27 protein-coding genes and 2 pseudogenes are annotated in these 25,009 nt (G+C 66.4%); 18 read left to right on the forward strand and 11 right to left on the reverse strand.

Annotated features, from left to right (window positions below; all coding sequences use genetic code 11):
• A partial coding sequence (locus tag LY44_RS11035; protein ID WP_146707230.1) for an AMP-binding enzyme occupies positions 1–926 on the forward strand: 926 nt, incomplete at its 5' end.
• A 147-nt stretch (positions 927–1,073) separates the two neighbouring features.
• Here LY44_RS11035 and LY44_RS11040 read toward each other — a convergent pair.
• Both LY44_RS11040 and LY44_RS11045 read right to left on the reverse strand, forming a co-directional pair.
• Positions 1,074–2,132, reverse strand: a complete 1,059-nt coding sequence (locus LY44_RS11040; RefSeq protein WP_055209889.1) for a quinone-dependent dihydroorotate dehydrogenase — start codon at positions 2,130–2,132, stop codon at positions 1,074–1,076.
• The gene (locus LY44_RS11045) at positions 2,129–2,467 is read right to left on the reverse strand and encodes a DUF952 domain-containing protein (protein WP_055210012.1); all 339 of its coding nucleotides are present in this window, start codon (positions 2,465–2,467) and stop codon (positions 2,129–2,131) included. The genes LY44_RS11040 and LY44_RS11045 overlap by 4 nt, the downstream gene beginning before the upstream one ends.
• A gap of 158 nt (positions 2,468–2,625) precedes the next feature.
• Between LY44_RS11045 and LY44_RS11050 the strand changes: the two genes are divergently transcribed.
• The 4 genes and pseudogenes from LY44_RS11050 (at position 2,626) to LY44_RS11060 (ending at position 5,915) form a co-directional block, all read left to right on the forward strand.
• A complete protein-coding gene (locus LY44_RS11050) occupies positions 2,626–4,191 on the forward strand; it encodes a bifunctional metallophosphatase/5'-nucleotidase (protein WP_055209890.1) in 1,566 nt (521 codons plus the stop codon).
• 96 nt (positions 4,192–4,287) lie between these two features.
• Positions 4,288–4,374, forward strand: a pseudogene (locus tag LY44_RS18555) (D-lyxose/D-mannose family sugar isomerase); the annotation flags it as partial.
• 36 nt (positions 4,375–4,410) lie between these two features.
• Positions 4,411–4,665, forward strand: a pseudogene (locus LY44_RS11055) (D-lyxose/D-mannose family sugar isomerase); the annotation flags it as partial.
• Positions 4,653–5,915, forward strand: a complete 1,263-nt coding sequence (locus LY44_RS11060; protein WP_081024350.1) for a glycerate kinase type-2 family protein — start codon at positions 4,653–4,655, stop codon at positions 5,913–5,915. The pseudogene LY44_RS11055 and the gene LY44_RS11060, both read left to right, overlap by 13 nt.
• On the opposite strand, the gene LY44_RS11065 is transcribed toward LY44_RS11060, so the two are convergent.
• Positions 5,912–6,742, reverse strand: coding sequence for a bifunctional allantoicase/(S)-ureidoglycine aminohydrolase (locus LY44_RS11065; RefSeq protein WP_055209892.1), 831 nt, complete (start codon positions 6,740–6,742; stop codon positions 5,912–5,914). The genes LY44_RS11060 and LY44_RS11065 overlap by 4 nt on opposite strands.
• Positions 6,739–8,154, reverse strand: coding sequence for an allantoinase PuuE (gene puuE / locus LY44_RS11070; protein ID WP_055209893.1), 1,416 nt, complete (start codon positions 8,152–8,154; stop codon positions 6,739–6,741). Before puuE ends, LY44_RS11065 begins: the two co-directional genes overlap by 4 nt.
• A gap of 133 nt (positions 8,155–8,287) precedes the next feature.
• Here puuE and uraH point away from each other — a divergent pair, with 133 nt between their 5' ends.
• Positions 8,288–8,644: a hydroxyisourate hydrolase gene (gene uraH / locus LY44_RS11075; protein ID WP_055209894.1), complete on the forward strand. Its 357-nt coding sequence runs from the start codon at positions 8,288–8,290 to the stop codon at positions 8,642–8,644.
• Between the two features lie 6 nt (positions 8,645–8,650).
• On the opposite strand, the gene LY44_RS11080 is transcribed toward uraH, so the two are convergent.
• Entirely contained in the window at positions 8,651–11,299 is a 2,649-nt protein-coding gene (locus tag LY44_RS11080; protein WP_055209895.1) for a methyl-accepting chemotaxis protein, read from the reverse strand.
• 13 nt (positions 11,300–11,312) lie between these two features.
• Positions 11,313–11,882, reverse strand: a complete 570-nt coding sequence (locus tag LY44_RS11085; protein WP_055209896.1) for a hypothetical protein — start codon at positions 11,880–11,882, stop codon at positions 11,313–11,315.
• A gap of 206 nt (positions 11,883–12,088) precedes the next feature.
• On the opposite strand from LY44_RS11085, the gene LY44_RS11090 reads away from it, so the two are divergent.
• From LY44_RS11090 to LY44_RS11110, 5 genes are all read left to right on the forward strand, one after another.
• Complete coding sequence (locus LY44_RS11090; protein WP_055209897.1) at positions 12,089–12,718, forward strand: ATP-dependent Clp protease proteolytic subunit; 630 nt, start codon at positions 12,089–12,091, stop codon at positions 12,716–12,718.
• Positions 12,719–12,839: 121 nt separating this feature from the next.
• Entirely contained in the window at positions 12,840–14,114 is a 1,275-nt protein-coding gene (clpX, locus tag LY44_RS11095; RefSeq protein WP_055210016.1) for an ATP-dependent Clp protease ATP-binding subunit ClpX, read from the forward strand.
• Positions 14,115–14,236: 122 nt separating this feature from the next.
• A complete protein-coding gene (locus LY44_RS11100; RefSeq protein WP_055209898.1) occupies positions 14,237–14,611 on the forward strand; it encodes an NADH:ubiquinone oxidoreductase subunit NDUFA12 in 375 nt (124 codons plus the stop codon).
• A gap of 39 nt (positions 14,612–14,650) precedes the next feature.
• Positions 14,651–15,124 carry an outer membrane lipid asymmetry maintenance protein MlaD gene (gene mlaD / locus LY44_RS11105; RefSeq protein WP_055209899.1) on the forward strand — a complete coding sequence of 158 codons (474 nt, stop codon included), beginning with the start codon at positions 14,651–14,653 and terminating at the stop codon, positions 15,122–15,124.
• Positions 15,121–15,489, forward strand: a complete 369-nt coding sequence (locus tag LY44_RS11110; protein WP_055209900.1) for a DUF2155 domain-containing protein — start codon at positions 15,121–15,123, stop codon at positions 15,487–15,489. Before mlaD ends, LY44_RS11110 begins: the two co-directional genes overlap by 4 nt.
• Here LY44_RS11110 and aat read toward each other — a convergent pair.
• Positions 15,453–16,091, reverse strand: a complete 639-nt coding sequence (gene aat / locus LY44_RS11115) for a leucyl/phenylalanyl-tRNA--protein transferase (RefSeq protein ID WP_055209901.1) — start codon at positions 16,089–16,091, stop codon at positions 15,453–15,455. The genes LY44_RS11110 and aat overlap by 37 nt on opposite strands.
• A gap of 64 nt (positions 16,092–16,155) precedes the next feature.
• Here aat and LY44_RS11120 point away from each other — a divergent pair, with 64 nt between their 5' ends.
• A complete protein-coding gene (locus tag LY44_RS11120; RefSeq protein ID WP_055209902.1) occupies positions 16,156–16,863 on the forward strand; it encodes a methyltransferase domain-containing protein in 708 nt (235 codons plus the stop codon).
• Positions 16,864–16,890: 27 nt separating this feature from the next.
• On the opposite strand, the gene accC is transcribed toward LY44_RS11120, so the two are convergent.
• The 4 genes from accC to LY44_RS11140 all read right to left on the reverse strand — a co-directional run bounded on the left by accC (position 16,891) and on the right by LY44_RS11140 (position 20,350).
• Positions 16,891–18,237 carry an acetyl-CoA carboxylase biotin carboxylase subunit gene (gene accC, locus LY44_RS11125; RefSeq protein WP_055209903.1) on the reverse strand — a complete coding sequence of 449 codons (1,347 nt, stop codon included), beginning with the start codon at positions 18,235–18,237 and terminating at the stop codon, positions 16,891–16,893.
• 7 nt (positions 18,238–18,244) lie between these two features.
• Positions 18,245–18,736 (reverse strand): acetyl-CoA carboxylase biotin carboxyl carrier protein, encoded by a 492-nt coding sequence (gene accB / locus LY44_RS11130; RefSeq protein WP_055209904.1) that lies wholly within the window; start codon positions 18,734–18,736, stop codon positions 18,245–18,247.
• Positions 18,737–19,033: 297 nt separating this feature from the next.
• Positions 19,034–19,462, reverse strand: coding sequence for a hypothetical protein (locus LY44_RS11135; RefSeq protein WP_055209905.1), 429 nt, complete (start codon positions 19,460–19,462; stop codon positions 19,034–19,036).
• Positions 19,463–19,699: 237 nt separating this feature from the next.
• Complete coding sequence (locus LY44_RS11140; protein ID WP_081024352.1) at positions 19,700–20,350, reverse strand: TetR family transcriptional regulator C-terminal domain-containing protein; 651 nt, start codon at positions 20,348–20,350, stop codon at positions 19,700–19,702.
• Positions 20,351–20,536: 186 nt separating this feature from the next.
• Here LY44_RS11140 and LY44_RS11145 point away from each other — a divergent pair, with 186 nt between their 5' ends.
• The 6 genes from LY44_RS11145 (at position 20,537) to LY44_RS11165 (ending at position 25,007) form a co-directional block, all read left to right on the forward strand.
• On the forward strand, positions 20,537–21,862 hold the full coding sequence (locus LY44_RS11145; protein ID WP_055209906.1) for an aspartate aminotransferase family protein: 1,326 nt from the start codon (positions 20,537–20,539) through the stop codon (positions 21,860–21,862).
• A gap of 94 nt (positions 21,863–21,956) precedes the next feature.
• Entirely contained in the window at positions 21,957–22,412 is a 456-nt protein-coding gene (locus LY44_RS11150) for a hypothetical protein (RefSeq protein WP_055209907.1), read from the forward strand.
• Between the two features lie 108 nt (positions 22,413–22,520).
• Complete coding sequence (locus LY44_RS17955; protein WP_160320012.1) at positions 22,521–22,676, forward strand: hypothetical protein; 156 nt, start codon at positions 22,521–22,523, stop codon at positions 22,674–22,676.
• A 190-nt stretch (positions 22,677–22,866) separates the two neighbouring features.
• Positions 22,867–24,216, forward strand: coding sequence for a helix-turn-helix domain-containing protein (locus tag LY44_RS11155; RefSeq protein WP_055209908.1), 1,350 nt, complete (start codon positions 22,867–22,869; stop codon positions 24,214–24,216).
• Between the two features lie 60 nt (positions 24,217–24,276).
• Positions 24,277–24,720 (forward strand): response regulator, encoded by a 444-nt coding sequence (locus LY44_RS11160; protein ID WP_055209909.1) that lies wholly within the window; start codon positions 24,277–24,279, stop codon positions 24,718–24,720.
• Complete coding sequence (locus tag LY44_RS11165; protein ID WP_055209910.1) at positions 24,720–25,007, forward strand: hypothetical protein; 288 nt, start codon at positions 24,720–24,722, stop codon at positions 25,005–25,007. The genes LY44_RS11160 and LY44_RS11165 overlap by 1 nt, the downstream gene beginning before the upstream one ends.
• The last annotated feature ends 2 nt before the right edge of the window (positions 25,008–25,009 follow it).

A 25,009-nucleotide genomic window follows, 5' to 3' on the forward strand; every position in this document is an offset into this window, starting at 1 on the left:
CGGTGTGCGAAAAGCACAAGGTCAATCAGTTCTACACCGCGCCGACGGCGATCCGCGCGCTGATGGGTCAGGGCCCGGAATGGGTTGAGAAATATGACCTTTCGAGCCTTCGGGTGCTGGGGTCGGTGGGCGAGCCGATCAACCCCGAGGCCTGGGTCTGGTACGACCGATATGTTGGAAAAGGGAAATGTCCGATCGTCGACACCTTCTGGCAGACCGAGACCGGCGGGCACATGATCACGCCGCTGCCGGGGGCGACACCGACGAAACCCGGCTCGGCGACGAACCCGTTCTTTGGCGTCAAGCCGGTGGTGCTCGACCCGCAAACCGCAGTGCGGATCGGCGAGGTCGAATGCGAAGGCGTGCTCTGCATTTCCGACAGCTGGCCCGGTCAGATGCGCACGGTCTGGGGCGATCACGACCGCTTCCAGGAGACCTATTTCGGCCAGTACCGCGGGTACTATTTCACCGGCGACGGCTGCCGGCGCGACAAGGACGGCTATTACTGGATCACCGGCCGGGTCGATGACGTGATCAATGTCTCGGGCCACCGGATGGGCACGGCCGAGGTGGAATCGGCGCTGGTGGCACATCCGCAGGTGGCCGAGGCCGCGGTGGTGGGCTATCCGCATGACATCAAGGGCCAGGGGATCTACGCCTATGTGACTTTGATGAACGGGATCGCGCCCAGCGAGGATCTGCGCAAGGATCTGGTGAAATGGGTCCGGACCGAGATCGGCCCGATCGCGTCCCCCGATCTGATCCAATGGGCGCCGGGCCTGCCGAAGACGCGGTCTGGCAAGATCATGCGCCGCATCCTGCGCAAGATCGCCGAGAATGATTACGGCGCCTTGGGCGACATCTCGACGCTCGCCGATCCCGCCGTGGTGCAGGACCTCATCGACAACCGGATGAACAGGGCGTGAAACGAAAGAAGGGGGCTTTGCCCCCCTCTTGCCTTCGGCAATTCACCCCCCAGGATATTTGCGCCAAGGTGAAACCATGCCCTTTCACCTTGGCGCAAATATCCCACGGGGGTGCGGGGGTGTGAAACCCCCGCTGCCACGCTTGGATCAAAGCCAGCGGTTGCGACCGGTGCCCACCGCTTCGGAAACTGAGGCAAAACCGTCGCGCGCCAGCAGCGCATCAAGGCCGCGCGCGACCTCTGCCGCCAGGCCGATCCCCTTGTAGACCATCGCCGAGTAAAGCTGCACCGCCGAGGCCCCGGCGCGGATCTTTTCATAGGCCTCCTCGGCCGAGGAAATCCCGCCGACGCCGATCAGCGGCAGTTTTCCCTCCGTCAACTTCGAGAGTTGTGCCAGCACCCGCGTGGACTTTTCGAACAAAGGCGCGCCCGAAAGCCCGCCAGCCTGCACCGAACTTGCACTTTTCAAACCTTCACGCGAAAGCGTGGTGTTTGTCGCCACGATCCCGTCGATCCCCACGGCCCGGGCGACCTCGGCCACGTCCTCCAGCTCGGCGGGGCTCAGATCCGGGGCGATCTTCAGGAAAACCGGCAGCGGACGGGCAAGCTCCGCACGGGCGGCCAGCACGCCGCGCAGAAGCGCCGAGAGCGCCTCCTTGCCCTGCAGGTCGCGCAGCTTTTCGGTATTGGGCGAGGACACGTTCACCGTGGCGAAATCGATATGCGCGCCGGCGCGTTTCAGCACCGTGGCGAAATCGGCGGCCCGGTCGGCGCTGTCCTTGTTCGCGCCAAGGTTCAGCCCGACCGGCACGCCCGCGGGCCGCGCCGCCAGCCGGGCCGCGATCGGCTCCATCCCGTCGTTGTTGAAACCGAAACGGTTGATCACCGCGCGGTCCTCGGCCAGCCGCCAGAGCCGCGGTTTCGGATTGCCCTCCTGCGGGCGCGGCGTCGCGGCGCCGACTTCCAGAAAGCCGAAGCCCACCCGCATCAGCGGCCCCAGGGCCACGGCATTCTTGTCGAATCCCGCCGCCAACCCCACGGGATTCGGCAGATCGAGCCCCGCGACCGTCGTCGCCAGCCGTGCCCCGGTCACCGGGCCGCCGCCGGGCACCAGACCCATCTGCAAGGCTTTCAGCGCCAGACCATGCGCAGTTTCCGGGTCAAGCCCGTGCAGGAGCGTCAGCCCCAGCCGTTCGGTAATGTTCATAACAGCGCCTCGGGGAAGATATGGCCGCACAGGCCGAGCGGCAGCGCGGTGTCCCACACCACATCGGCCCGGCGCAAGCGGCGGTAAAGATGGGGGAAAAGTGCGCCACCCCGCGACACTTCCCATTTCAGATCCGCGCCCAGCGCCGCGATGGACACCGCCACCAGCACCAGATCGCTTTCGGTGGCGAAATGCTTCGCGGCGGTCTCGACGACCTGCGCGGCGGTGGAAAAGTGGATGTAGCCATCGGCCAGATCGACGGGAGCCCCCGCGGTTTCACCCGCGGCGCAGAGCGCATCCCATTCGGGGCGGCGGAAGATCTTGTAGATCAGCATGCAGGTTTCATGCCCTTTGCCCAGAAAATGGTCAATCCCCGGCTGCGGGCTTTCGTCATCGCCCTGTCGCGCCAAGGGCCGACCAAACGCCCAATCCGGTTTTGACAGCGCGTCTCCGCGCACGCCACAGTACGCCATTCCCAACCGAGGAGGATCGAATGTCCGTCCGTCTGCTGCTTTCCACTGCCGCATTGGCCCTGACCGCCGGGACTGCCCAGGCCGATTACACGCTGCACATCCTGCACACCAATGATCTGCATTCGCGGATCGAGCCGATCAACACATATGACAGCACCTGTTCCGAGAAGGACGCGGCCGAGGCGAAATGCTTTGGCGGCATCGCCCGCGTCGCGGCGAAGGTGGCGGCGCTGCGGGCCGAGCTGGCGGGGCAGAACGTGATCGTGCTGGATGCGGGCGACCAGTTCCAGGGCTCGCTTTTCTACACCACCTACAAGGGCGCGGACACGGCCGAATTCATGTCAAGGATCGGCTATGATGCGATGGCGGTGGGCAATCACGAATTCGACGACGGTCCCGAGGGTTTGGCGGCTTTTGTTGGAAAAGTGCAATTTCCTGTGCTTTCCGGCAATCTGGATCTGAGCCGCACATCGCTTAAAGACAAGATCGCCGATACGGTCGTGCTGCAGGTCGGCGGCGAGAAGATCGGTCTGGTCTCGGCTTTGGCCACCGATACGGTGGAAACCTCCTCGCCCGGGCCCGACATCCGCTTTCAGGACGAGATCGAAAGCCTGAAGGCCGACGTGCAGGCGCTGACCGATCAGGGCGTGACGAAGATCATCGCGATCCCGCACACCGGGTTCGTCAAGGATCAGGAGATCGCCGCCGCCGTTCCGGGGATCGACGCGGTGGCGGGCGGGCATTCGCACACGCTGTTTGGCAAAGATGGCGCCGGCTATCCGACGATGGTCGGCGGGGTGCCGGTGGTCTCGGCCTATGCCTATTCGAAATATCTGGGCCATCTGGTGCTGACCTTCGACGATGCGGGCATTCTGAAATCGGCGGGCGGGGAACCGATCCTGCTCGATGCCTCGGTCACGCCCGATGCGGCGGTGGCGGCGCGGGTGGCTGAACTGGCCAAGCCGCTGCAGGAGATCCGCGACAAGGTCGTTGCCGACAGCACGGCCGAGATCGACGGCGCGCGCGATCATTGCCGGCAGATGGAATGCGCGATGGGCAATCTGGTGGCCGAGGCGATGCTCGACCGGGTCAAGGATCAGGGCATCGCGATTGCGATCACGAATGGCGGGGGCTTGCGCGCCTCGATCGATGCCGGGCCGGTGACGATGGGCGAGGTGCTGACGGTGCTGCCGTTCCAGAACACGCTCTCGACCTTCGAGGCGAAGGGTGCGACGATCCTGGCGGCGCTGGAAAACGGTGTCAGCGCGGTCGAGGAGGGCGAGGGGCGGTTTCCGCAGGTGGCGGGGCTGCGATACAGCTTCGATCCGGCCAGGCCCGCGGGGGCGCGCGTCAGCGATGTGCAGGTGGCGACCGCGCTCGGCTGGGCGCCGCTTGACGCAGCGGCGACCTATGGCGTGGTGACGAACAACTTCCTGCGCGGCGGCGGCGACGGCTACAGGATGTTCGCGACCGAGGGGATGAACGCCTATGACTTCGGCCCCGATCTGGCCGATGTGACGGCGGAATTTCTGGCACGGCACTCGCCCTATGCGGCGTCCGTCGATGGCCGGATCGCCCGCAGGTAGAGGCTGCGCCCCGATTGCGCCGCGGGGGGGATTTCCCCCCGCTTTTCACTTGCTTGTGATCGGGTGTTGCGCAACCCTCGGGGCAGAGGTGCGGCGATGAAGCGATCCGAGATCAACACCATCTTGCGACAGTCCGAGGCCTTCCTGCGCGGCTTCGGCCAGATCCTGCCCCCCTTCGCCCATTGGTCCCCGCGCGCCGAAATCGACGGCATCGCCTCGGACGGGGTGACGAAATGCCTGCCTGCGGGCGGTATCCTGCGGCTTGCGCCCGGGGAAAGCGTGACCCTGATGCCGGGCAACCGGCACGCCTTTCGGGGCGAAGGGGGAGATGTACTGATCGGCGAGGTTTCCACGGTCAACGATGACCGCACCGACAACATCTTCCGCGATCCGATCGGTCGTTTCGCGGATATCGAAGAGGACGAGGACCGGCAGCATCTGCTGGTCTCGGATGATGAAACGTGGCGTTCCTGACCCCGACGGACTTGTTGCACAAGCTTTTCGAAACGGCCGTGGCGGCGGCGGACCCGATGCAGGTTCTGCCGCGGGTGCTGGGGCCGCGCCCGCCCGGCCGGGTGGTGGTGATCGGCGCGGGCAAGGCCTCGGCGCGGATGGCGGAGGCGATCGAGAGCCTCTGGGGCCCCTGCGAGGGGCTTGTGATCACCCGGTATGGTCATGCGCGGCCCTGTCAAAGTATTGAAATCATCGAGGCGTCGCATCCCGTGCCCGATGCGGCGGGGGTGGCGGCGACGCGGCGGATGCTGGATCTGCTGCGCCGTCTTGCGCCGGGGGATTTCGTGCTGGCGCTGATCTCGGGCGGGGGCTCGGCGCTGCTCTGCGCCCCGGCCGAGGGGCTGACGCTGGCCGAAAAACAGGCGGTGACCACGGCGCTGCTGGCCTCGGGGGCGCCGATCGAGCAGATCAACACGGTGCGCAAGCATCTGAGCGCGGTGAAGGGCGGGCAGCTGGCCGCGGCGGCCTTTCCGGCGCGGATGCGGGCGCTGCTGATTTCCGACGTCGCGGGGGATGATCCGAGCTTCATCGCCTCGGGGCCGACGGTGGGGGATGGCAGCACCCCGGCCGACGCGCTGAAAATCCTGCAAGATCATCGCATCGAAGTGCCGCAGATAGTGCTGGCACGGCTGCGCGCGGGCTCGGGCGTGCTGGCGCCGGGCGCCTTGGCGCTCTCGCGTTGCGAGACCGTCATCGTTGCCGCCCCCGCGCAATCGCTCGAGGCGGCGGCGGCCTTTGCCCGCGGGCAGGGGGTTGCGGTGCGGCTGCAAGGCGATGCGCTGACCGGCGAGGCGGCGGATCTGGGCGCGAAACTGGCGCGGATGGCGCAGACCTATGCCAGCGCCCGCCGCCCGGGGGAACCGCCGCTGGTTTTGCTCTCGGGTGGGGAATGTACAGTTTCCCTGCGCGGAACCCCCGGTCTGGGCGGGCCGAATGTTGAATTTCTGCTATCGGCGCTGCGCACGCTGGATGCCGCGCCGGGGATCTGGGCACTGGCCGCCGATACCGATGGCGTCGATGGCGCGGCCGAGGTGGCGGGGGCGGTGATCGGCCCGGACAGTCTGGCCAAGGCCCGGGCGCGGGGGCTTGATCCGGCGGCGGCGCTGGCCGGGCATGACGCGCATCGTTTCTTTGCCGCGCTGGGAACCCAGGTGAAGCCCGGACCGACGCTGACGAATGTCAACGACTTCCGGGCTTTCCTGATCCTTTAGCGGCCGAGCACGCCGCGCAGCCGGGCGTGACGGTTGACATCCTTGTAGAGCAGATAGCGGAACGGCCCCGGCCCGGCGGCGTAGCAGGCCTGCGGGCAATAGGCGCGCAGCCACATGAAATCGCCCGCCTCGACCTCGACCCAGTCCCGGTTCAGCTTGTAAACGGCTTTGCCTTCAAGGACATAAAGCCCGTGCTCCATCACATGCGTCTCTTCGAAGGGGATCAGCCCGCCGGGCTGGAAGGTGACGATGTTGACATGCATGTCGTGGCGCAGGTCGGTCGGATCGACGAAGCGGGTAGTGGCCCAGCGGCCCTGGGTCTCGGGCATCGCGAGGGGCTTGATCTCGCGCTCGTTCGTCACGAAGGCGGCGGGTTTTTCCAGCCCCGGCGCCGGTTCCCAAAGCTTGCGGATCCAGTGGAAACGCAGCGGATCATCGGCGCCGTTTTTCACCGCCCAGCGGCACCCGGCGGGAATATAGGCATACCCGCCCGCCGCCAGCTCATGTTCCTGGCCATCAAGCGACAGCCACATCGCGCCTCCGGTGACGAACAGCACATGTTCCGCGCCGGGGTCGGCATCGGGCAGATCGGCCCCGCCGTCGGCGCCGACCTCCATCACATATTGGCTGAAGGTCTCGGAAAAACCGCTCATCGGCCGCGCGATGAGCCACATCCGCGTGTTCGTCCAGCCCGGCAGGAAGCTGGTCACGATGTCCGAAAAACAGCCTTTCGGGATCACCGCATAGGCCTCGGTAAAGATCGCGCGGCCGGTCATCAGCGCGGTTTGCGGCGGCAGACCGCCGGTCGGGGTGTAATAGCCAGTCATGGCAGCAGGTCCTTCAGTCGGTGCCAGGCGATGCGTTCGACCTGATGGCAGGCCTCGGCGAATTCGGTGGCGCGGTCGTTGGCGATCCGGCGGCGGAAGGCCGCAAGGATCGCCGGTTTCGTATGATCCTTCACCGCGATGATGAAGGGGAAGCCGAATTTTTCGGTGTAATCGTGGTTCAGCTCCTCAAACGCCACCCGTTCGGCGTCGGTCAGCGCATCGAGCCCGGCCGAGGCCTGTTCGGCCGTGCTTTCCGCCGTCAGCCGCCGCGCCCGGGCCAGTTTGCCCGCCAGATCGGGATGGGCCTTGAGCACGCGCAGCCGCTGCGTCTCCGGGGCCGAACGGAACACCCGCGCCAGCACGCTGGCGACGCCCTCGGCGCAGTCATGCGCCGGGCCAAGCTCCAGCCCATGCGCCCTTTCGGCGATCCAGGGGCTGTGTTCGTAGATCGCGCCAAACGCGGCCACGAAGTCGGCTTGCGTCATTTCGCTTGGCCGATCAAGCTCTTGCGGCGGATGCGTGGCGGCCCAATGCGCTGCGATCTGGCTGCGGGTGGCAAACCAGACGCCCGCATGGCTGCGGGCATAGTCCAGGAAGCGTTTCAGCCCCGCGATCTTGCCGGGACGCCCGATCAGGCGGCAATGCAGGCCGATCGAAAACATCTTTGCCGCCCCGGCCGCGCCCTCGGCGTAAAGCGTGTCGAAGCTGTCCTTCAGATAGGTGAAGAACTGTTCGCCCTCGATATAGCCCGGGGCGGTGGCAAAGCGCATGTCATTGGCTTCGAGCGTGTAGGGGATGATCAGCTGATCGCGGCCGCCGATGCGCCGCCAATAGGGCAGGTCGTCATCGTAAGTATCGGAAATCCAGTCGAAACCGCCGTCTTCGGCGGTCAGGCGCAGGGTATTGGCCGAGCAGCGCCCGGTGTACCAGCCGCGCGGCCGGTCGCCCACGACTTCGGCATGCAGCCGGATCGCCTCGGCGATCTGGCGGCGTTCTTCGTCCTCGGGCATGTCGCGATGCTCGACCCATTTCAGCCCGTGGCTGGCGATTTCCCAGCCCGCCGCCTTCATCGCGGCGACCTGCTCGGGGCTGCGGGCAAGCGCGGTCGCCACACCATAGATGGTGACCGGCAGGTCCATCCCGGTGAACAGCCGGTGCAGTCGCCAGAACCCGGCGCGCGCGCCGTATTCGTAGATCGATTCCATGTTCCAGTGGCGCTGGCCGGGCCATGGCGCGGCCCCGGCAATGTCGCTCAGGAAGGCTTCCGAGGCGGCATCGCCATGCAGGATGCAGTTCTCGCCACCCTCTTCGTAGTTCAGCACCAGAGAAATCGCGATCCGGGCCTTCCCGGGCCAGCGCGCATCGGGCGGAGAGCCGCCATAGCCGCGCATGTCTCTGGGATATCGGGTCATCTTGTCCTCCGGTCCGGCTGCAAAGGGATTGCATGGGCGAGAGTTTCAGGTTTTTTTCGAAAAGGAAATCATCCGTTTCGTTCCTTGCCGTGCGACATCGCGGCGAGGGAAAGGCACTGCAGAGGAGGGGGCGATGGCCGGATATCTGACGACCCATGTGCTCGATACCGCCCGGGGCTGCCCGGCGGAGGGCATCGAGATCGTGCTGAGCCGCATCGACGCCACGGGGCGCCATCCGATCGCCCGAAGTCGCACCAATGCCGACGGCCGGACCGATGCGCCGATCCTCGTGGCGGCAGCGTTTGCGACGGGCTGTTACGAACTGCTCTTCCACGTCGGCGCCTATCTGCGCCAGAGCGGACAGGTCGCGGCAGAGCCGCTGTTTCTGGATGAAATTCCGATCCGCTTCGGCATCAATGATGCAGGGGCACATTATCATGTGCCCCTGCTGCTCTCGCCTTACGGCTATTCGACCTATCGCGGCAGTTGAGCCGGATCAGAAATCTTCCCAGTTGTCCTCGGCAGGCGTGTGCTTGACCGCGAGGTTTGACGCCCGGACGCTGGCGCGCGGTGCCGGGGCCCGTGACGGTGCCGATGCCGGGGCCGGGGCGGCGGCACGGATCGGCGTGGGCGCTGCCGGTTCGGCGGGGGCAGGCGCGACCGGCGCCGCAGCCACCGGACGGGTTGACCGGAAGTTGCTGGCCGGGGCCGGGGCCGGGGTCGCCTGCTGCGTGCCAAGGCGGAACCGGCTCATCGTCTCGTTCAACCCATCCGCCTCGCGGGCCAGCGACTGGCTGGCGGCCGAGGTTTCCTCGAACATCGCGGCATTGTGCTGGGTGACCTGATCGAGCTGCAGGATCGCGGTATTGACTTCGCTCAGGCCGGCGGATTGTTCGGTGGTCGAGGCGGTGATGTCCGACATGAAGGTGACGATTTCGGCGACGGAGCTCTGGATGCCGTCCAGCGCGCTGCCCGCCTGGCCGACAAGCTCCACGCCGCGCTTCACCTGACCGGCCGAATCCGAGATCAGACCGGCGATTTCGCGCGCCGCTTCCGAGGACCGCTGCGCCAGCGCCCGCACTTCCGAGGCGACGACGGCAAAGCCGCGTCCCGCTTCGCCCGCGCGGGCGGCTTCCACTCCCGCGTTCAGCGCGAGCAGGTTGGTCTGGAAGGAGATTTCCTCGATCACCGAGGTGATGCGCGAAATCTTGTTCGAGCTTTCGGAAATCTCGCCCATCGCCTGCACGGCTTCGCGCACGACCTGACCGCTCGATTCGGTGTTGCGCCGCGCCAGAGCCACCATGTCATTGGCCTTCAGCGTGCGATCGGCGGCCGATTTCACCGAAGCGGTCAGCTGGTTCAGCGCCGCGGCGGTTTCCTCGAGCGTGGCGGCCTGTTGCTCGGTCCGACGCGAGAGATCCTCGGCCGCGCGCGAGATGCCGCCCGATTCGGTGCGGATCAGGCTCGAATTTTCCAGCACCATCGCCATCGCTTCGCGCAGCTTCGCCGTGGCGTCGTTGTAATCGAGGCGCAGCGACTCGTAATCTCCCGGGAAGGGCTCGCGGATCGCTTGCGTCAGATCGCCTTCGGCCAGATGGCGCAGCACGTTGCGCAGCTGGTCCACCACCTGACGCTGCTCGGCCGTCAGGCGCTCGCGTTCGATCCGGGCGCGGGTCTCGCGGGATTCGATCTCCGACATGTCGGTGCCGATGGTGACGACGCGCCGGATCGTGCCCTTGCGGTCGCGCACCGGCGTCATCGCCCCGTTGAGCAGAAGCTCCTGGCCGTCGATCGAGACGAGCATCCGCCCGATCACGCTTTCACCGCGCGCAATCGCCTCGAAAGCCATCTCTCCGGTCGCCGCCACCCGAATCAGCCGCGAGAAATCCATGCCGATCAGCTGCGACTCGTCGCGTTGCGAGATCACGCACATCGCCACGTTCGCCGCGCTCATCCGGCCGTCCGGAGTGAATTCCACCCGCAGCTGCGTCGCGTCGATCGCCTCGGTGATCGCGGTGTTGCGCCGCGCCTCGGTGATGTCGTGCCATTCGGCGACATGGCCGATCTTGGTGCCATCCGCCGTCATCACCGGATTCGCTTCGACCACCAGGGTGCCCGAGGCCAGATCCTGCTCGATGCGCAACGAGCTCCGGTCGCCGGTGTCCATCTCGCCCGCGATCTCGGTGCCGCCCTCGACGATGCGGTCGGCGCGATAGCCGATCATGTTGTCCGGGTCGAAATCCGGGTTGCGGGCCTGGATCGCCGCGGCGTGCACGCGCATCAGCTTCACCATCGCCTCGTTCACCCAGGTGATTTCATGCTCGGTGCTGGTCAGCATGATCGCGGTCGAGGCCGAGGCCAGCGCCGTGCCCCGCATCAGCGCGACGCGGTTCGTCGCTTCGGCCTGTTCCAGCGAGTGCCGGAAGGCTTCGAGCGATTTCGCGATATGGCCGATCTCGTCCTTGGTGCCGGTATAGGGCACGGCGGTGGTCAGGGCGCCCTCGGCGATCGAGGACATCGCGCTGTTGATCCGGCCCAGCCGCAGCGAGACCATCGCCCGGAAGACCAGGCTGGTGATCAGCATCGCGGCGATCAGGATCAGGCCGGACACGATCAGGCCGGTGCGGGTGGTCGAGGCGATCGCGGCATCGGTCTGGTCTTCGGACCAATGCGACAGCACATAGCCAAGGACGGTGCCGCTGGTCGGGCTGGTGACGGGGGTGGCGATGGTCAACCCGTCTTCCGAGGTGACGATGGATTTCTGCCCGGCGACGGTCTGCGCCATCGCCGTGAGCGGGGAGATGTCGGCGCCCTCGGCGGCATAGGTGGCGATCGCCTTGCCCTTTTCGTCCACCGCCATCATCGCATCGGCCGGGTTCGAGGGATCGTCCACGACGTCCTGCAGCGCCTTGCCCAGTTGCAGCTTGTCCGAGAAGCGCATCGGCCCCACCAGCTGCTTGGCGACGATGCTGCTGGCGCCCCGGGCCTGTTGCTGCAGCTGCGTCAAGGCCAGTTCGGTGGTCGTATGCACGTTGTAGAGCGTCATCGAGACCACGACCGTCAGCACCGAAGCGGCGACGAGAAGGGTGGCGCGGAAGAAACTCGAATGGAAGAAGCTGACGGAAGCGGACGTCTTGGCGCTCATCTCGGACCCCGGATTACTGGATCAGTTCGGCATTGAGACCCACCGTCATCGCCCCGATCGGGGCTTTGCTGGCGGGGTCGATCACGGTGAAGGAGGCTTGCACCGAATAGCTTTGCGAGGATTCGTCGAATTCCACCTCGCCGACATGGATGGCCTCGGCGCCCTTCGGGAAAGTTTCCAGAAACTTCGCCTCGTCGCCCTGCCAGTAGTCCGAGGTCGGACCGGCCTGGGCGACGTTCAGCCCGCGGCTGTCGGTCACGAAAGCTTCGGTGAAGCGGCCGCCGCCCGCCTCGATCTTCGCCCTGAGCGCAAGCGATTCCGGCGCGGCGAGGATCGGTTCGATGGTCGGGCGGTTGGCCGCGTCCAGTTCCGCCCGCCAGACCGCGTCGAGCGAGTCGATCTGCGGCTGGCTCAGCGCGGCATGGGCCTCGTTCGCGGCGATCACCGCCGCGACAAGGGCCGGATCGGCAGCCCAGGCGCGCAGCTCTTTTTCCACGATTTCCTTGACTTGCGGCGAAACATCATCCGCCTGCGCGGGCAGGGCGACGAATGCGAGAGCAAGCAGTGCTGCGCTGAATTTCATGAGCGGGCTCCGGTTGCGGGGACGGTTCCCCGAGAACATTTGTCGCACAGCCTAGCGCGCAACTCTTTCCGCCCGATTAATCGCCAAGAATCATTCCAACTCCTCTCTTTTAAGTCGCTGCCCTTGCAGGGGGGGCCGCGCGACACTAAGACTTGGGTAACAGACGCGCGCTAAGGCTTTGCGGACATCACGAGGAAAGGCAGCGAATGAAAGACCCGGTCGACCTTTACATGAACACGCTGGTGCCGATGGTGGTCGAGCAGACCTCGCGCGGCGAGCGGGCCTATGACATCTATTCCCGCCTGCTCAAGGAGCGGATCATCTTCCTGGCCGGGCCGTTCCATGACGGCATGTCGAGCCTGATCTGCGCCCAGCTGCTGTTCCTCGAGGCCGAGAATCCCTCGAAGGAAATTTCCATGTATATCAACAGCCCCGGCGGAGTCGTCACCTCGGGCCTGGCGATCTACGACACCATGCAATACATCCGCCCGAAGGTCTCGACGCTGGTGATCGGCCAGGCCGCCTCGATGGGCTCGGTGATCGCCTGCGCGGGCGAAAAGGGCATGCGCTTCTCGCTGCCGAATTCGCGGATCATGGTGCACCAGCCCTCGGGCGGCTATCAGGGCCAGGCGACGGACATCATGATCCACGCCCGCGAGACCGAAAAGATCCGCCAGCGGCTTTACGAAATCTACGTCCGTCACACCGGCCGGTCGATCGAGGAAGTGGCCGAGGCGCTGGAACGCGACCGTTTCATGTCGCCCGAAGAGGCGCTGGAATGGGGCCATCTCGACGAGATCCTGTCGGCGCGGCCGAGCCTTGACGGCGGAAAATGACAAATCGATGACCGCTCTTAACCGGGGCGGGGAATTTGCGATTGAGAAGAACGTGGTGCTGTCCTAGACTTCGGTTCAGGACAGCCCCCAAAGGCCCGGGTCGGGCCATTCGAGGATGACGATGGCGAACAATTCCGGCTCCGACAGCAAGAACACCCTCTACTGTTCGTTCTGCGGCAAGAGCCAGCACGAGGTGCGCAAGCTGATCGCGGGTCCGACCGTGTTCATCTGTGATGAATGCGTCGAGTTGTGCATGGACATCATCCGCGAGGAGACCAAGACCACCGGTCTCAAGGCGACGGATGGCGTGCCGACGCCGCGCGACATCTGCAAGGTGCTGGATGATTACGTGATCGGGCAGATGCATGCCAAGCGCGTGCTCTCGGTTGCGGTGCACAACCACTACAAGCGGCTCAATCACGGCACGAAACAGGATGTGGAACTGGCGAAGTCGAACATCCTGCTGATCGGCCCCACGGGCTGCGGCAAGACGCTGCTGGCGCAGACGCTGGCGCGGATTCTGGACGTGCCCTTCACCATGGCCGATGCGACGACGCTGACCGAGGCGGGCTATGTCGGCGAGGATGTGGAAAACATCATCCTGAAGCTGTTGCAGGCCAGCGAATACAATGTCGAACGGGCGCAGCGCGGCATCGTCTATATCGACGAAGTCGACAAGATCACCCGCAAGTCGGACAATCCCTCGATCACCCGCGACGTCTCGGGCGAGGGCGTGCAACAGGCGCTTCTGAAGATCATGGAAGGCACCGTGGCGAGCGTTCCGCCGCAGGGCGGGCGCAAGCATCCGCAGCAGGAATTCCTGCAGGCGGACACGACGAACATCCTGTTCATCTGCGGCGGCGCCTTTGCGGGGCTGGATCGAATCATCGCGCAGCGCGGCAAGGGCTCGGCGATCGGCTTTGGCGCCGATGTGAAGGACCCGGAATCGCGGGGCGCGGGCGAGCTGTTCAAGGAGCTCGAGCCGGAAGATCTGCTGAAATTCGGTCTGATCCCGGAATTCGTCGGCCGTCTGCCGGTGATCGCGACGCTGGAAGATCTGGACGAGGCGGCGCTGGTGACGATCCTGACCGAGCCGAAGAACGCGCTGGTCAAGCAATATCAGCGGCTGTTCGAGATCGAGGGCGTGAAGCTGACCTTCACCCCCGATGCGATGAAGGCGATCGCCGCCCGCGCGATCAAGCGCAAGACCGGCGCGCGCGGCCTGCGCTCGATCATGGAAGACATCCTGCTTGACACGATGTTCGAACTGCCGGGCATGGAAGGCGTGCGCGAGGTGGTGGTGAACGACGAGGCGGTGGAAATGGCCAATGGCGCCAAACCCTTGCTGATCTATGCCGAGACCTCGGGCAAGAAAGAACCGAAGACCGCAGGCTGAGCCCCGGTCGTCGCGAAACGGAAGGGGCGGGGAAACCCGCCCTTTGTGCTGATCGGGTCCGCAAAACACTGGACCTTGGTGGCCCTGCCGCTATAACGGGGCCAAAGATGCGGAGGTGAGATATGAAATTCCTGCTGCGCCTGCTGACGTGGTGGAACAGCCAGACACTCGGCACCCAGATCTTCACCGCGCGTCACGGGGTGAAGGTCGGCGAGGACGCCGAGGGCAATCGCTACTACCAAAGCAAGGATGGCAAACGGCGCTGGGTGATCTACAACGGCGAAGTTCAGGCCAGCCGCATCCCCCCCGATTGGCACGGCTGGATCCATTTCACCTGGAACGAACCGCCGACCAAGGCGCCGCTCGATCACAAGCCCTGGGAATTGCCGCACCAGCAGAATCAGACCGGTCTGGCCACGGCCTTCGTGCCGCCGGGCTCGCTGCGCCGCGCCGATCCCGTGACCCGCACCGATTACGAGGCCTGGCAGCCGGAATAACCGGCCCAGACCGTCCCACCGCGCAACCGGCTGGAAATCATGAGTGAAAATCGTCTCGAAGTGCTCACCGGGGCGGCCGTTCTGGCCGTCGCGGTCGGCTTTTTTCTGTGGGCGGGGCAGGGGCACAGCTTCGGCACCGCGGCCAGCGGCTATCCGCTGAAAGCCTCGTTCCGCTCGGTCGAGGGGATCACCGTCGGCACCGATGTGCGGATGGCCGGGGTCAAGGTCGGCACCGTCACCGATATCGCGCTGAATGCGCAGACCTTCTTTGCCGATACCACGGTGGCGATGAAATCGGGCGTCGACATTCCCGATGACAGCCAGATCCTCATCGCGACCGAGGGGCTCTTGGGCGGCGCCTTCGTCGAGATCCTGCCCGGCGGCAGCCCGGTCAATCTGGGCCCCGGCGAGGAAATCGTCGACACCCAGGGCGCGGTCTCGGCGCTGGGTCTGATGATGAAATTCGCCGGCGGCAAGGGTGACGACAAGCCCGCCGAGGGGGCCGCGCCGTGATTCGCGCGGCGCTGGTCGCGGTTTTGCTGTCGGCCGGGGCCGCCGTGGCGCAGGGCGCCCCCGAGGGGCTGGCCGCAGCGCCGGGAGCCTTTCTGCGCGGGCTCGACAAGATTGCCGGGGCGGCCAGCGATCTGACGCTCTCGGTCGGGCAAAGCCTTGACTATGGCTCGCTTTCGGTGCGGCTGGTCGATTGCCGCTATCCGGCTGACGATCCGGCCTCGAACGCCTATGCCTTTCTGGAAATCACCGATACCGCGATCGGCCGCGAAGTGTTTCGCGGCTGGATGATCGCGCAGAACCCGGCGCTTTCGGCGCTGGATCATCAGCGCTACGACGTCTGGGTCCTGCGCTGCAAGATCGACTGAGCCGTCGCGGGCGGCGGGGCGGTGAAATCCGCCCTCTGCCCCAGCGCCAGCCGCAGGCGCTTGCGATACTCGATCCGCGGGATCTCGACCCCGCCCAGGCTTTGCAGATGCGGCGTCAGATATTGCGTGTCGAACAGGCTGAAGCCGCCGCGGATCAGCCGGTCGACCGTATAGGCCATCGCCACTTTCGAGGCATTCGGCGCGCGCGAGAACATGCTTTCGCCAAAGAACGCGCCCCCCAGCGTCACCCCGAAGATCCCGCCGACCAGATCCGGACCCTGCCAGACCTCGACCGCATGGGCCGCGCCCAGATCATGCAGCGCGTCGTAAAGGCTGAACAGCGCCGCATTGATCCAGGTCTCGGGCCGGTCGGCGCAGCCTTCGACCACCGCCCGAAACGCGGTGTTTGTTCGAATTGTGAAAGTTTCCCGGCCGATGACCCGGGCGAGTGACCGCGAAATGTGGAAATTCTGCAAGGGAACCACGCCGCGCAGCCGCGGTTCGAACCAATGCAACTCCGCCGCGTCGCGTGCGCTTGCCATCGGGAAAATGCCTTGTGCATAGGCCGAAAGCAGTAATTCCGGACTAAGCCCTGCCGTCATCGTTGCCAACCATCACCCCGATCCATAGACTTGCCCGAGTTTGACACGAAAACGCGGCAATGCCATGGGATTTTTCGATTTTTTACGATCGGTCGCGCGGTATGAAAGCGATGATTACGCGATCGGACGGCTCAATCAGCGCCATCGCAAGCTGATCGCGCCGATTGCCGCCGATCTGGCGGGGGCGCGGGTGCTGGATCTTGCGGCGCATGACGGGCGCTGGTCCTATGCCTTCGCCGCGGCGGGGGCGGCCGCGGTGGTGGGGATCGAGGGCCGACAGCATCTGATCGAGCGCTTCGCCGAATTTCCGCAAGACGCAGCCGCCGCCCGGGTCACGCTGCGCTGCGGCGACATTTTCGACGCCATGGAGGCCGATCTGGCGGCGGGGGCACGCTATGACGTGATCGGCGTGCTGGGCATATTTTATCACATCATGGACCATTTCCGGCTGCTGCAGCTGGTGACGCGGTTCCAGCCGCGGCTGGTGCTGCTTGACAGCGAGTTCTCGCAGCGGCCGGGGCAGGTGATCGATCTGGTGCGCGAAGACCCGAGCAAGGATCTGAACGCGCTGGCGCAGGTCGCGGGGCAGGAGAAGGCGCTGATCGGCATCCCAAGCCTTGGCGCGCTCGAGGCGATGGCGGATGTGCTTGGCTACAGGACCGACTGGGTGGATTGGTCCGATGTGCGGCCGAACAAGCGGCGTTTTGTCGCCGATTACTTCCGCCCCAAGGGCAAGCGCCGCGCCACCTGCGTGCTGCGGCCGAAGATATGAAAACGCCCCCTTGCGGGGGCGTTTTTGTCAACCGTAGGTCTTGGCCAGCCATTTCTCGAGCCAGTGGATCGAGTAATCGCCCTTCAGGATGTCGGGCTCTTCCAGCAATTGCCGGAACAGCGGGATCGTGGTGTCGACGCCATCGACGATCAGCTCGCCCAAGGCACGATTGAGCCGGGCCAGCGCTTCGTTGCGGTCGCGCCCGTGCACGATCAGCTTGCCGATCAGGCTGTCGTAATAGGGCGGGATCTTGTAGCCGTCATAAAGTGCCGAATCGATCCGCACCCCAAGCCCGCCGGGGGCGTGGTATTGCGTGATCTTGCCGGGGCAGGGGGCGAAGTTCGGCAGCTTTTCGGCGTTGATCCGCACCTCGATCGCATGGCCGCGGATCACCAGATTTTCCTGCGTGAAGTCCATCTCCTCGCCCGCCGCGACACGGATCTGTTCGCGCACAAGATCGACGCCGAAGATGCCCTCGGTCACCGGATGTTCCACCTGCAGGCGGGTGTTCATCTCGATGAAGTAGAATTCGCCGTCTTCATAGAGGAATTCGATCGTGCCCGCGCCGGAATAGCCCAGCTCGCCCATCGCCTTGGCGCAAATGCCGCCGATTCGGGCGCGCTGCTCGGGGGTGATGCAGGGGCCCGGCGCCTCCTCGAAGACCTTCTGGTGGCGGCGTTGCAGCGAGCAATCCCGCTCGCCCAGATGCACGGCGCGGCCACGGCCGTCACCGAAGACCTGGATCTCGATGTGACGCGGCCGCTGGAGATATTTCTCCATATAGACCTCGTCATTGCCGAAGGCGGCCTTGGCCTCGCTGCGCGCGGTGCGGAAGGCGATCTCAAGCTCGGCTTCCGATTGCGCGACCTTCATGCCGCGCCCGCCGCCGCCCGCGGTGGCCTTGATGATGACCGGATAGCCCATCTCGGCCGCGGCCTTCTTCGCCGCCTCATAGTCGGGCACGCCGCCATCGGAGCCCGGAACCACCGGAATTCCCAGCTTTTTCGCCGTGTCCTTGGCGGTGATCTTGTCGCCCATGATGCGGATATGTTCCGCCTTCGGGCCGATGAAGGTGATGCCGTGATCTTCGAGCACCTGCACGAAGGTCGCGTTTTCCGAAAGGAAGCCATAGCCCGGGTGGATCGCCTGCGCGCCGGTGATTTCGCAGGCAGCGACGATCGCGGGGATCGAGAGATAGCTTTCCGAAGACGGGTTCGGCCCGATGCAGACGCTTTCATCCGCCATGCGCACATGCATGGCATCGGCGTCGGCGGTGGAATGCACCGCCACCGAGGCGATCCCCATCTCGCGGCAGGCACGGATCACGCGCAGCGCGATCTCGCCCCGGTTGGCGATCAGGATCTTGTCGAACATCTGGCCCTCACTCGACGATCATCAGGGGCGCGCCGTATTCGATCGGCGCGCCGTCATCGACGAGGATCCGCTTCACCGTGCCCGATTTCGGCGCCGGAATGTGGTTCATCGTCTTCATCGCCTCGACGATCAGAAGCGTCTGGCCTTCCTTGACCGTGTCGCCGACCTTCACGAAGGCCGAGGCGCCCGGTTCCGGCGCCAGATAGGCGGTGCCGACCATCGGCGAGGTGACGGCACCCGGGTGATTGGCCGGATCGGCATCGGCGGCAGCGGCGGGCGCAGCGGCAACGGCGGCCGGGGCGGGGGCCGCCAGCGCCGGGGCGGCATAGACCGGGGCGGGGGCGGCAACGACGGTCGCCTGTTTCACCACGCGCACTTCAAGACTGTCGTCTTCGCCATATTCCCGCACGACCGCGATTTCGGTCAGGTCATTCTTGTTCAGCAACTCCGCCAGCGCCTGGATGAAGGCGACGTCGTTTTCATGCGATTGTTTGGTCATGCGGTCCTCGAAAGACTCTTCAGGGGCCCCGGGGCTTCGATGGGGCGCGTTCATGTGCCCCCGCTTATACGCGAGCCGCGCGGGCGAGGAAAGCGTGAACGGATGACGCAGGGGAAACGGTCCGGGCGGGCCGCGCCGGGCAAATCGCGCGATGAAAACGGGCCGCACCTGCGCCATTGGCCGCGCGACCCGGTGGGTCGGCGGCAAGGCGTCGGTGCGGCCAGAAATCCGCGACACGACCCGCGGGACGCGGGCGCGCGGAGGATGCGCAGGGCCGGGACGACAGCCCGGCCGCGTTCAGCGCACGACGTCGAGACTGGGTTCGGCCGTTTCCGAGCTGGCCTGCCAGTCGGGATTGGGCTGCGGTGTCGGCTGCGGCGCCGGTTGCGGCGCGGCTTCGGCCCGCGGTGCGGCCTCGGTTGCCGGTTGCGCCTGCGGCTCGGCCGCGACGGCGGGCTCCGCGGGCGGTTGCGCGGGCTCTTCGGCCCGGGCGGTCGCCGGAGCGGGCGCGCTGTCCTGCGGCGGCACCGCCATCAGCGCGGCGGCCTTGGCCTCAAGCGGCGTCACATCGAAGGTCGGCGGCGGGCCGGTCGGCGCATCCGGGTCGGGCACCGCCTCGGCGCGGCTTTGCGCCAGAACGGCGGTCTCGACCGTCACATCGCGGTTGCGCGCCTGCAATTGCGTGCTCCGCTCGGCCTGCGCCTGGGTACCGACTTCGGCCCCCATGCCGGAATTCGTGCCAGACGATGTGCTTGCCGGTTCGACAGTCGTCGCCGGCGCTTTCTTTGGTGGCACCATGCTCAGCAAAGGTGACCATCCGACTTGGGGCATCAGCCCCGATATGCGGTCCATTTCCCCACTCTCCTCGCGGTTTTACCCCTGTCAATCAGGATGCGCCCGGCAGGTTACCCAAGAGTTACCGAATCCCATCATTTTGCCAGAGGGTTAACGCCGCGCCCGGGGTCAGGGCCGCAGCAACCGCTCGAAGAGCGTGTCGAGGAAGGGCTCCGCCTCGGCAAAGGGATCGTGGCCGGGGCCGAGCACGGCGCGGACCTGCACGTCGAAATCGGCGTAATGCTGCGTCAGCGCCCAGATCGAGAACAAGAGATGATGCGGATCGACCGGGGCGATCTTGCCCGCCGCGGCCCAGCCGCGGATGATCGCCGCCTTGTCATCCACCAGCGCCTTCAGATCGACCGCCAGCGTTCCCGCCATCCGCGGCGCGCCCTGCAGGATTTCATTGGCAAAAAGCCGACTTTCGCGCGGCATCGCCCGGCTCATCTCCAGCTTGCGGCGCATGTAGCGCATGATCTCGTCGCGCGGCTCGCCGGTCGCGCGCATCTCGCGCAGCGGCGCCAGCCAGTCATCGAGCAGCGAGTTGAGCAGTTCCAGATGGATCGCCTCCTTGGAGGGGAAATAATAAAGCAGGTTCGGCTTCGAGAGCCCCGCCGCGGTGGCGATCTGGTCCAGTGTCGCGCCGCGGAAACCCTGCGCCGAAAACACCTCCAGCGCGGCTTCAAGGATCGCGTCGATGTTGCGCTTCTGGATGCGGGTGAGCGGACGCGGGGCGGGCTCGGCCGTCATCGGCTCGGCAGCCACAGGATCGGCGGGCATCGGGTCGGCAGGCATGCGGTCACGGTCCTTTTGTGCGGGCCTTTTCTTCGGGCCTCTTGCGCGGGCGCGGGAAGCTTGACGCCGCCCGTGCCGATGTTAGCCTGATGCTGACCGTTCGGTCAAACGACCCGGCCCGAGATCCGGGCGCAAAATTAGGCCCAAGCCGGGCCCTTCAGGGAGACTTCCATGGCGCTCGACCGCAAGACGCCCAATGATCTCAACGCCTTCTGGATGCCGTTCACGGCGAACCGGCAGTTCAAGAAAGCGCCCCGGATGTTCGTGGGCGCCAAGGACATGCATTATACCACCGCCGATGGCCGTCAGGTGCTCGATGGCACCGCGGGGCTGTGGTGCTGCAACGCGGGCCATTGCCGTCCGCGCATCAGTGAGGCGATCGCGAAACAGGCGGCCGAGCTTGATTACGCGCCCGCCTTCCAGATGGGCCATCCGGCGGCCTTTGAACTGGCCAACCGCATCATCGAGATCGCGCCCGAGGGGATGGAACATGTGTTCTACACCAATTCGGGCTCGGAATCGGTCGAGACCGCGCTGAAGCTCGCCATCGCCTATCACCGCGCCCGCGGCGAGGGCGCCCGGACCCGGCTGATCGGCCGCGAGCGCGGCTATCACGGGGTGAACTTCGGCGGCATCTCGGTCGGCGGCATCGTCACCAACCGCAAGATGTTCGGCAGCCTGCTGACCGGCGTCGATCACCTGCCGCACACCCATCTTCCGGCGCAGAACGCGTTTTCGAAGGGCCAGCCCGAACATGGCGCCCATCTGGCCGATGAACTCGAACGCATCGTCACGCTGCATGGCGCGGAAACCATCGCCGCCGTCATCGTCGAGCCGATGGCGGGCTCGACCGGGGTTCTGCTGCCGCCGAAGGGCTATCTGCAACGCTTGCGCGAGATCACGAAGAAGCACGGCATCCTGCTCATTTTCGACGAGGTGATCACCGGCTTCGGGCGTCTGGGTTCGGCCTTCGCGGCGCAGCATTACGGCGTCTTGCCCGACATGATGACCACGGCCAAGGGGCTGACGAACGGCGTGATTCCGATGGGCGCGGTCTTGACCACCGCGGCGGTGCACGATGCCTTCATGCAGGGCCCCGAGCACATGATCGAGCTGTTTCACGGCTACACCTATTCGGGCAACCCGATCGCCGCCGCCGCGGGGATCGCGACGCTCGAGACCTACAAGGAAGAGGGGCTCTTCGAGCGGGCAGCCGAGCTCGCCCCCTATTGGCAGGAGGCGCTGCACAGCCTGCGCGGCACCCGCCATGTGATCGACATCCGCAACGAGGGGCTGATCGGCGCCGTCGAGCTGGAACCGATCGCGGGCGAGCCGACGAAACGCGCCTTCACCGCCTTCCTCAAGGCCTATGAAAAGGGGATTCTCATCCGCACCACCGGCGATATCATCGCGATGAGCCCGCCGCTGATCATCTCGAAAGCGCAGATCGACGAGCTGATCGGCACCTTGAAATCGGTGCTCGACACGCTCGACTGAGGCGATCGGAGGATGGACGGGGGGCGGGTGACCGCCCCCATTTCCTTTCGGGGTTTCTTAACCATTCTGCGCCATCCTGGGGGCGGAGGATGCCATGCCCACAACTGCCAGCAAAAAGTCGAAACCGCGCGTCAACCCGGAGGAGGAGCTGTCTCCGCTTCTGGTCTGGGGGGGCGGATCCGCGCTTGTGCTGCTGGTCGCGGGCCTGTTCTGGGGGGTCTGGAAAAGCCAGTTCGCCGCGCCCTCGGCGCATCTGTTCAACACCCCCACGCAAGAGGTCGAGGCGGGGTATTGCCTGACCGTGGCGCAGTCGATCGTGTCCAGCGGCGCGCCGCCGGGCAGCTATTTCGAGGAGGCGGCGCAGTTCTGGGTCAAGCGGCTGCGCGACATCGAGGCCGACATGGGGCCGGCGATCGCGAAGGGCCGCGCGAAACTCTCGGTCGACAAGCAGGGTTCCGGGCAGAAATCCTCGGTCTGGTTGCAATATGCGATGGATCTCTGTTCGCAGAAAGCCGTCACCTATGGCGCGCGGTTCCGCAGTTTCGACTGAGACTTCAGGCCGCTTGACACGGATCGGGGCGGCGGCGCATGCTGTGAACCATGTAGTTCACATCGCCCGGGCCGACCCGCGGCGATCGCGTTCCGGAGGAGGCCGCACATGACCTGCACATCCACCCGCAAGGCGTCGCTTGCCCTTGTCGCCGCCATGGCGCTTGTCGCCCTTGCGGGCTGCACGCAAGCGCCCGAGAAATGCGAAGGCGGCGTGTCCGACCTGTCGACGCTGTCGAGCGTGACGGTGCAAAACCCCTGCTGAGCGGGGCGGCGCCGGGGCCTCTGCGGCCCGGGCGCCTTTGCCGCGGCGGGCCCGCTGTCGCCGAACCCCGGCGAAACCGCCCGTGGGGATCCTGAATCGCTTTGTATTTCCGAAGCTTGCCGGTAAGGTCATGCCGTGACGGCGGGAAGGGCCCCTTGCGGCCGCGCGCCGGGCGGCAAGCGGGGAAACGATGGCACGGTCTGCCCTGACGGGGACGCGGATACGGGAACGGCGGCTGACGCTGAAACTGCGGCAGGCCGATCTGGCCCGCGCGGTCGGCATCTCGGCCGCCTATCTCAACCTGATCGAACACAACCGGCGTCGGGTCTCCGAGCCGCTTCTGGACAGTTTCGCCAAGGCGCTGGGCGTGGCGCCGATGGCGCTCTCCGAAGGCGCCGAAAGCGCGCTTTTCGAAGCCCTGCGCGAGGCGGCGGCGGGCGTTGGCCTGACGGCGGGCCCTGCGGTTGGCGGCGGCGCGCTGATCGACCCGTCCGAGCTGGAACGGATCGAGGAATTCGTCGGCCGCTTTCCCGGCTGGGCCAAGGTGCTGGCCGCAAGGCAGGCCCGGCTGGCGGCGCTGGAACGGGTGGTCGAGACCTATTCCGAACGGATGGGGCAGGATCCTTACCTGCTCGACGCGCTGCACGAGGTGCTTTCGGCGGTGACCTCGCTGCGCTCAGGCGCGGCGATTCTGGTCGAGACCCCGGATATCGAACCGGAATGGCAGGCGCGGTTCCTGGCCTCGATCGCCTCGGAAAGCCTGCGGCTGAGCGCGGCGGCCGAGGGGCTGGTGGCCTATCTCGACAGTATCGAGGCGACGGATTCGGCTCTGGCCGCGCCGCAGGAACAAATGGAGGCCTGGCTTTCGGCGCGCGGCTGGCATCTGCCGGACTTCGAGCGCCCCGATCCGCCCGACCCCGCCGCGCTGATCGCCCAGGCGCCGGAGCTGGCCGCCTCGGCCGCGCGCGATCTGGCGCAGGCCTATCTGACCCGGGCGCTGGCCGACAGCCGCCTTTTGCCGCTCAAGCCCTTTCTCGCCGCGCTGAGCGAGACCGGGCTTGATCCGGCGCGGCTTGCGGCGCGGTTCGGCGCGCCGATGGCCGCGGTCTTCCGCCGTCTGGCGACCCTGCCCGAGGGCGCGGCCAATCTGCCGCCGCTGGGTCTGGTCGTCTGCGACGGCTCGGGCACGCTGACCCTGCGCCGCCCGCTGCCCGGCTTTGCCCTGCCGCGCTCGGCCGCGGGCTGCCCGCTCTGGCCGCTTTACGAGGCGCTCTCGCGGCCGATGCAGCCCTTGCGCCTGACGCTCGACATGGCCGGACGGCTGCCGCAGCGCTTTCAATCCTGGGCCTTCGCCGCCCCCCGCCCGCCCGAGGGCGCCGCGGCCAGTTTCGACGCCCCGGTGCTGATGGAGGCGATGATGCTGGTCACCCCCGCCACCAGCCGCCTTGAGACCGCCCGGCCGGTCGGCACCTCCTGCCGGGTCTGCCCGCGGCTGGACTGCGCCGGGCGGCGCGAGCCCTCGCTGATCGCGGCGCGCTGACGGCGGTTTGACAGCGCGGGGCCAAGCGTGGATAGATTGGCCCCGGGGAGGAGGAGGATCATGGCCGAAAAGCAAGTGCTGCTGGTCGAAGACGAGCCGAACATCGCCGAGGCGATCCGGTTCATCCTGACGCGGGCGGGCTGGAAGGTGAGCGTCGAGGCCTCGGGGGCCGCGGCCCTTGCCCGGATCGCGACGCTGCGTCCGACGGCGGTCATTCTGGATCTGATGCTGCCGGGCTGCTCGGGGCTGGAAATCCTGGCCCAGTTGCGCGCCGATGCCGAGCTGGGCCGCACGCCGGTCCTGATGCTGACCGCGCGCGGGCAGGTCCGCGACCGCGAGGCCGCCGCCGCCGCGGGTGCCTCGGCCTTTCTGGCCAAGCCCTTCGCCAATGCCGACGTGCTTTCTGCGCTCGAGGCGATCGCCGCCCCGGTTCTGGCGGGATCGGCTTTGGCAGACCCGGCTTTGGCGGGCCCGGCTTTGTCAGGATCGGGCAAGGCGGTCTGATGCCGGGGTCCGGCACGCCGCTTTTTCTGGCCCGGCGCTCCTATCGGCGCCGCCGCATGATGGATGCGGCCCGGCTTCTGCCGCTGGTCGGGCTGGTGCTGTTCCTGCTGCCGATGCTCTGGCATCCGGGCGAGGCGCCGGTGCCCGACACCGCGCGCGGCATGATCTATCTGTTTGCGGTCTGGGCCGGGCTGATCCTCGCCACCGCGGCGCTGGCGCGTGGTCTGGCCCCGGCGCTTGACGCCGAGGAAGAGGCCGAGGGCAGCCCCGAAACCGGCGAGGGTTGAGC

The organism is Rhodobacter capsulatus (assembly GCF_003254295.1).
GTDB lineage: Bacteria > Pseudomonadota > Alphaproteobacteria > Rhodobacterales > Rhodobacteraceae > Rhodobacter > Rhodobacter capsulatus.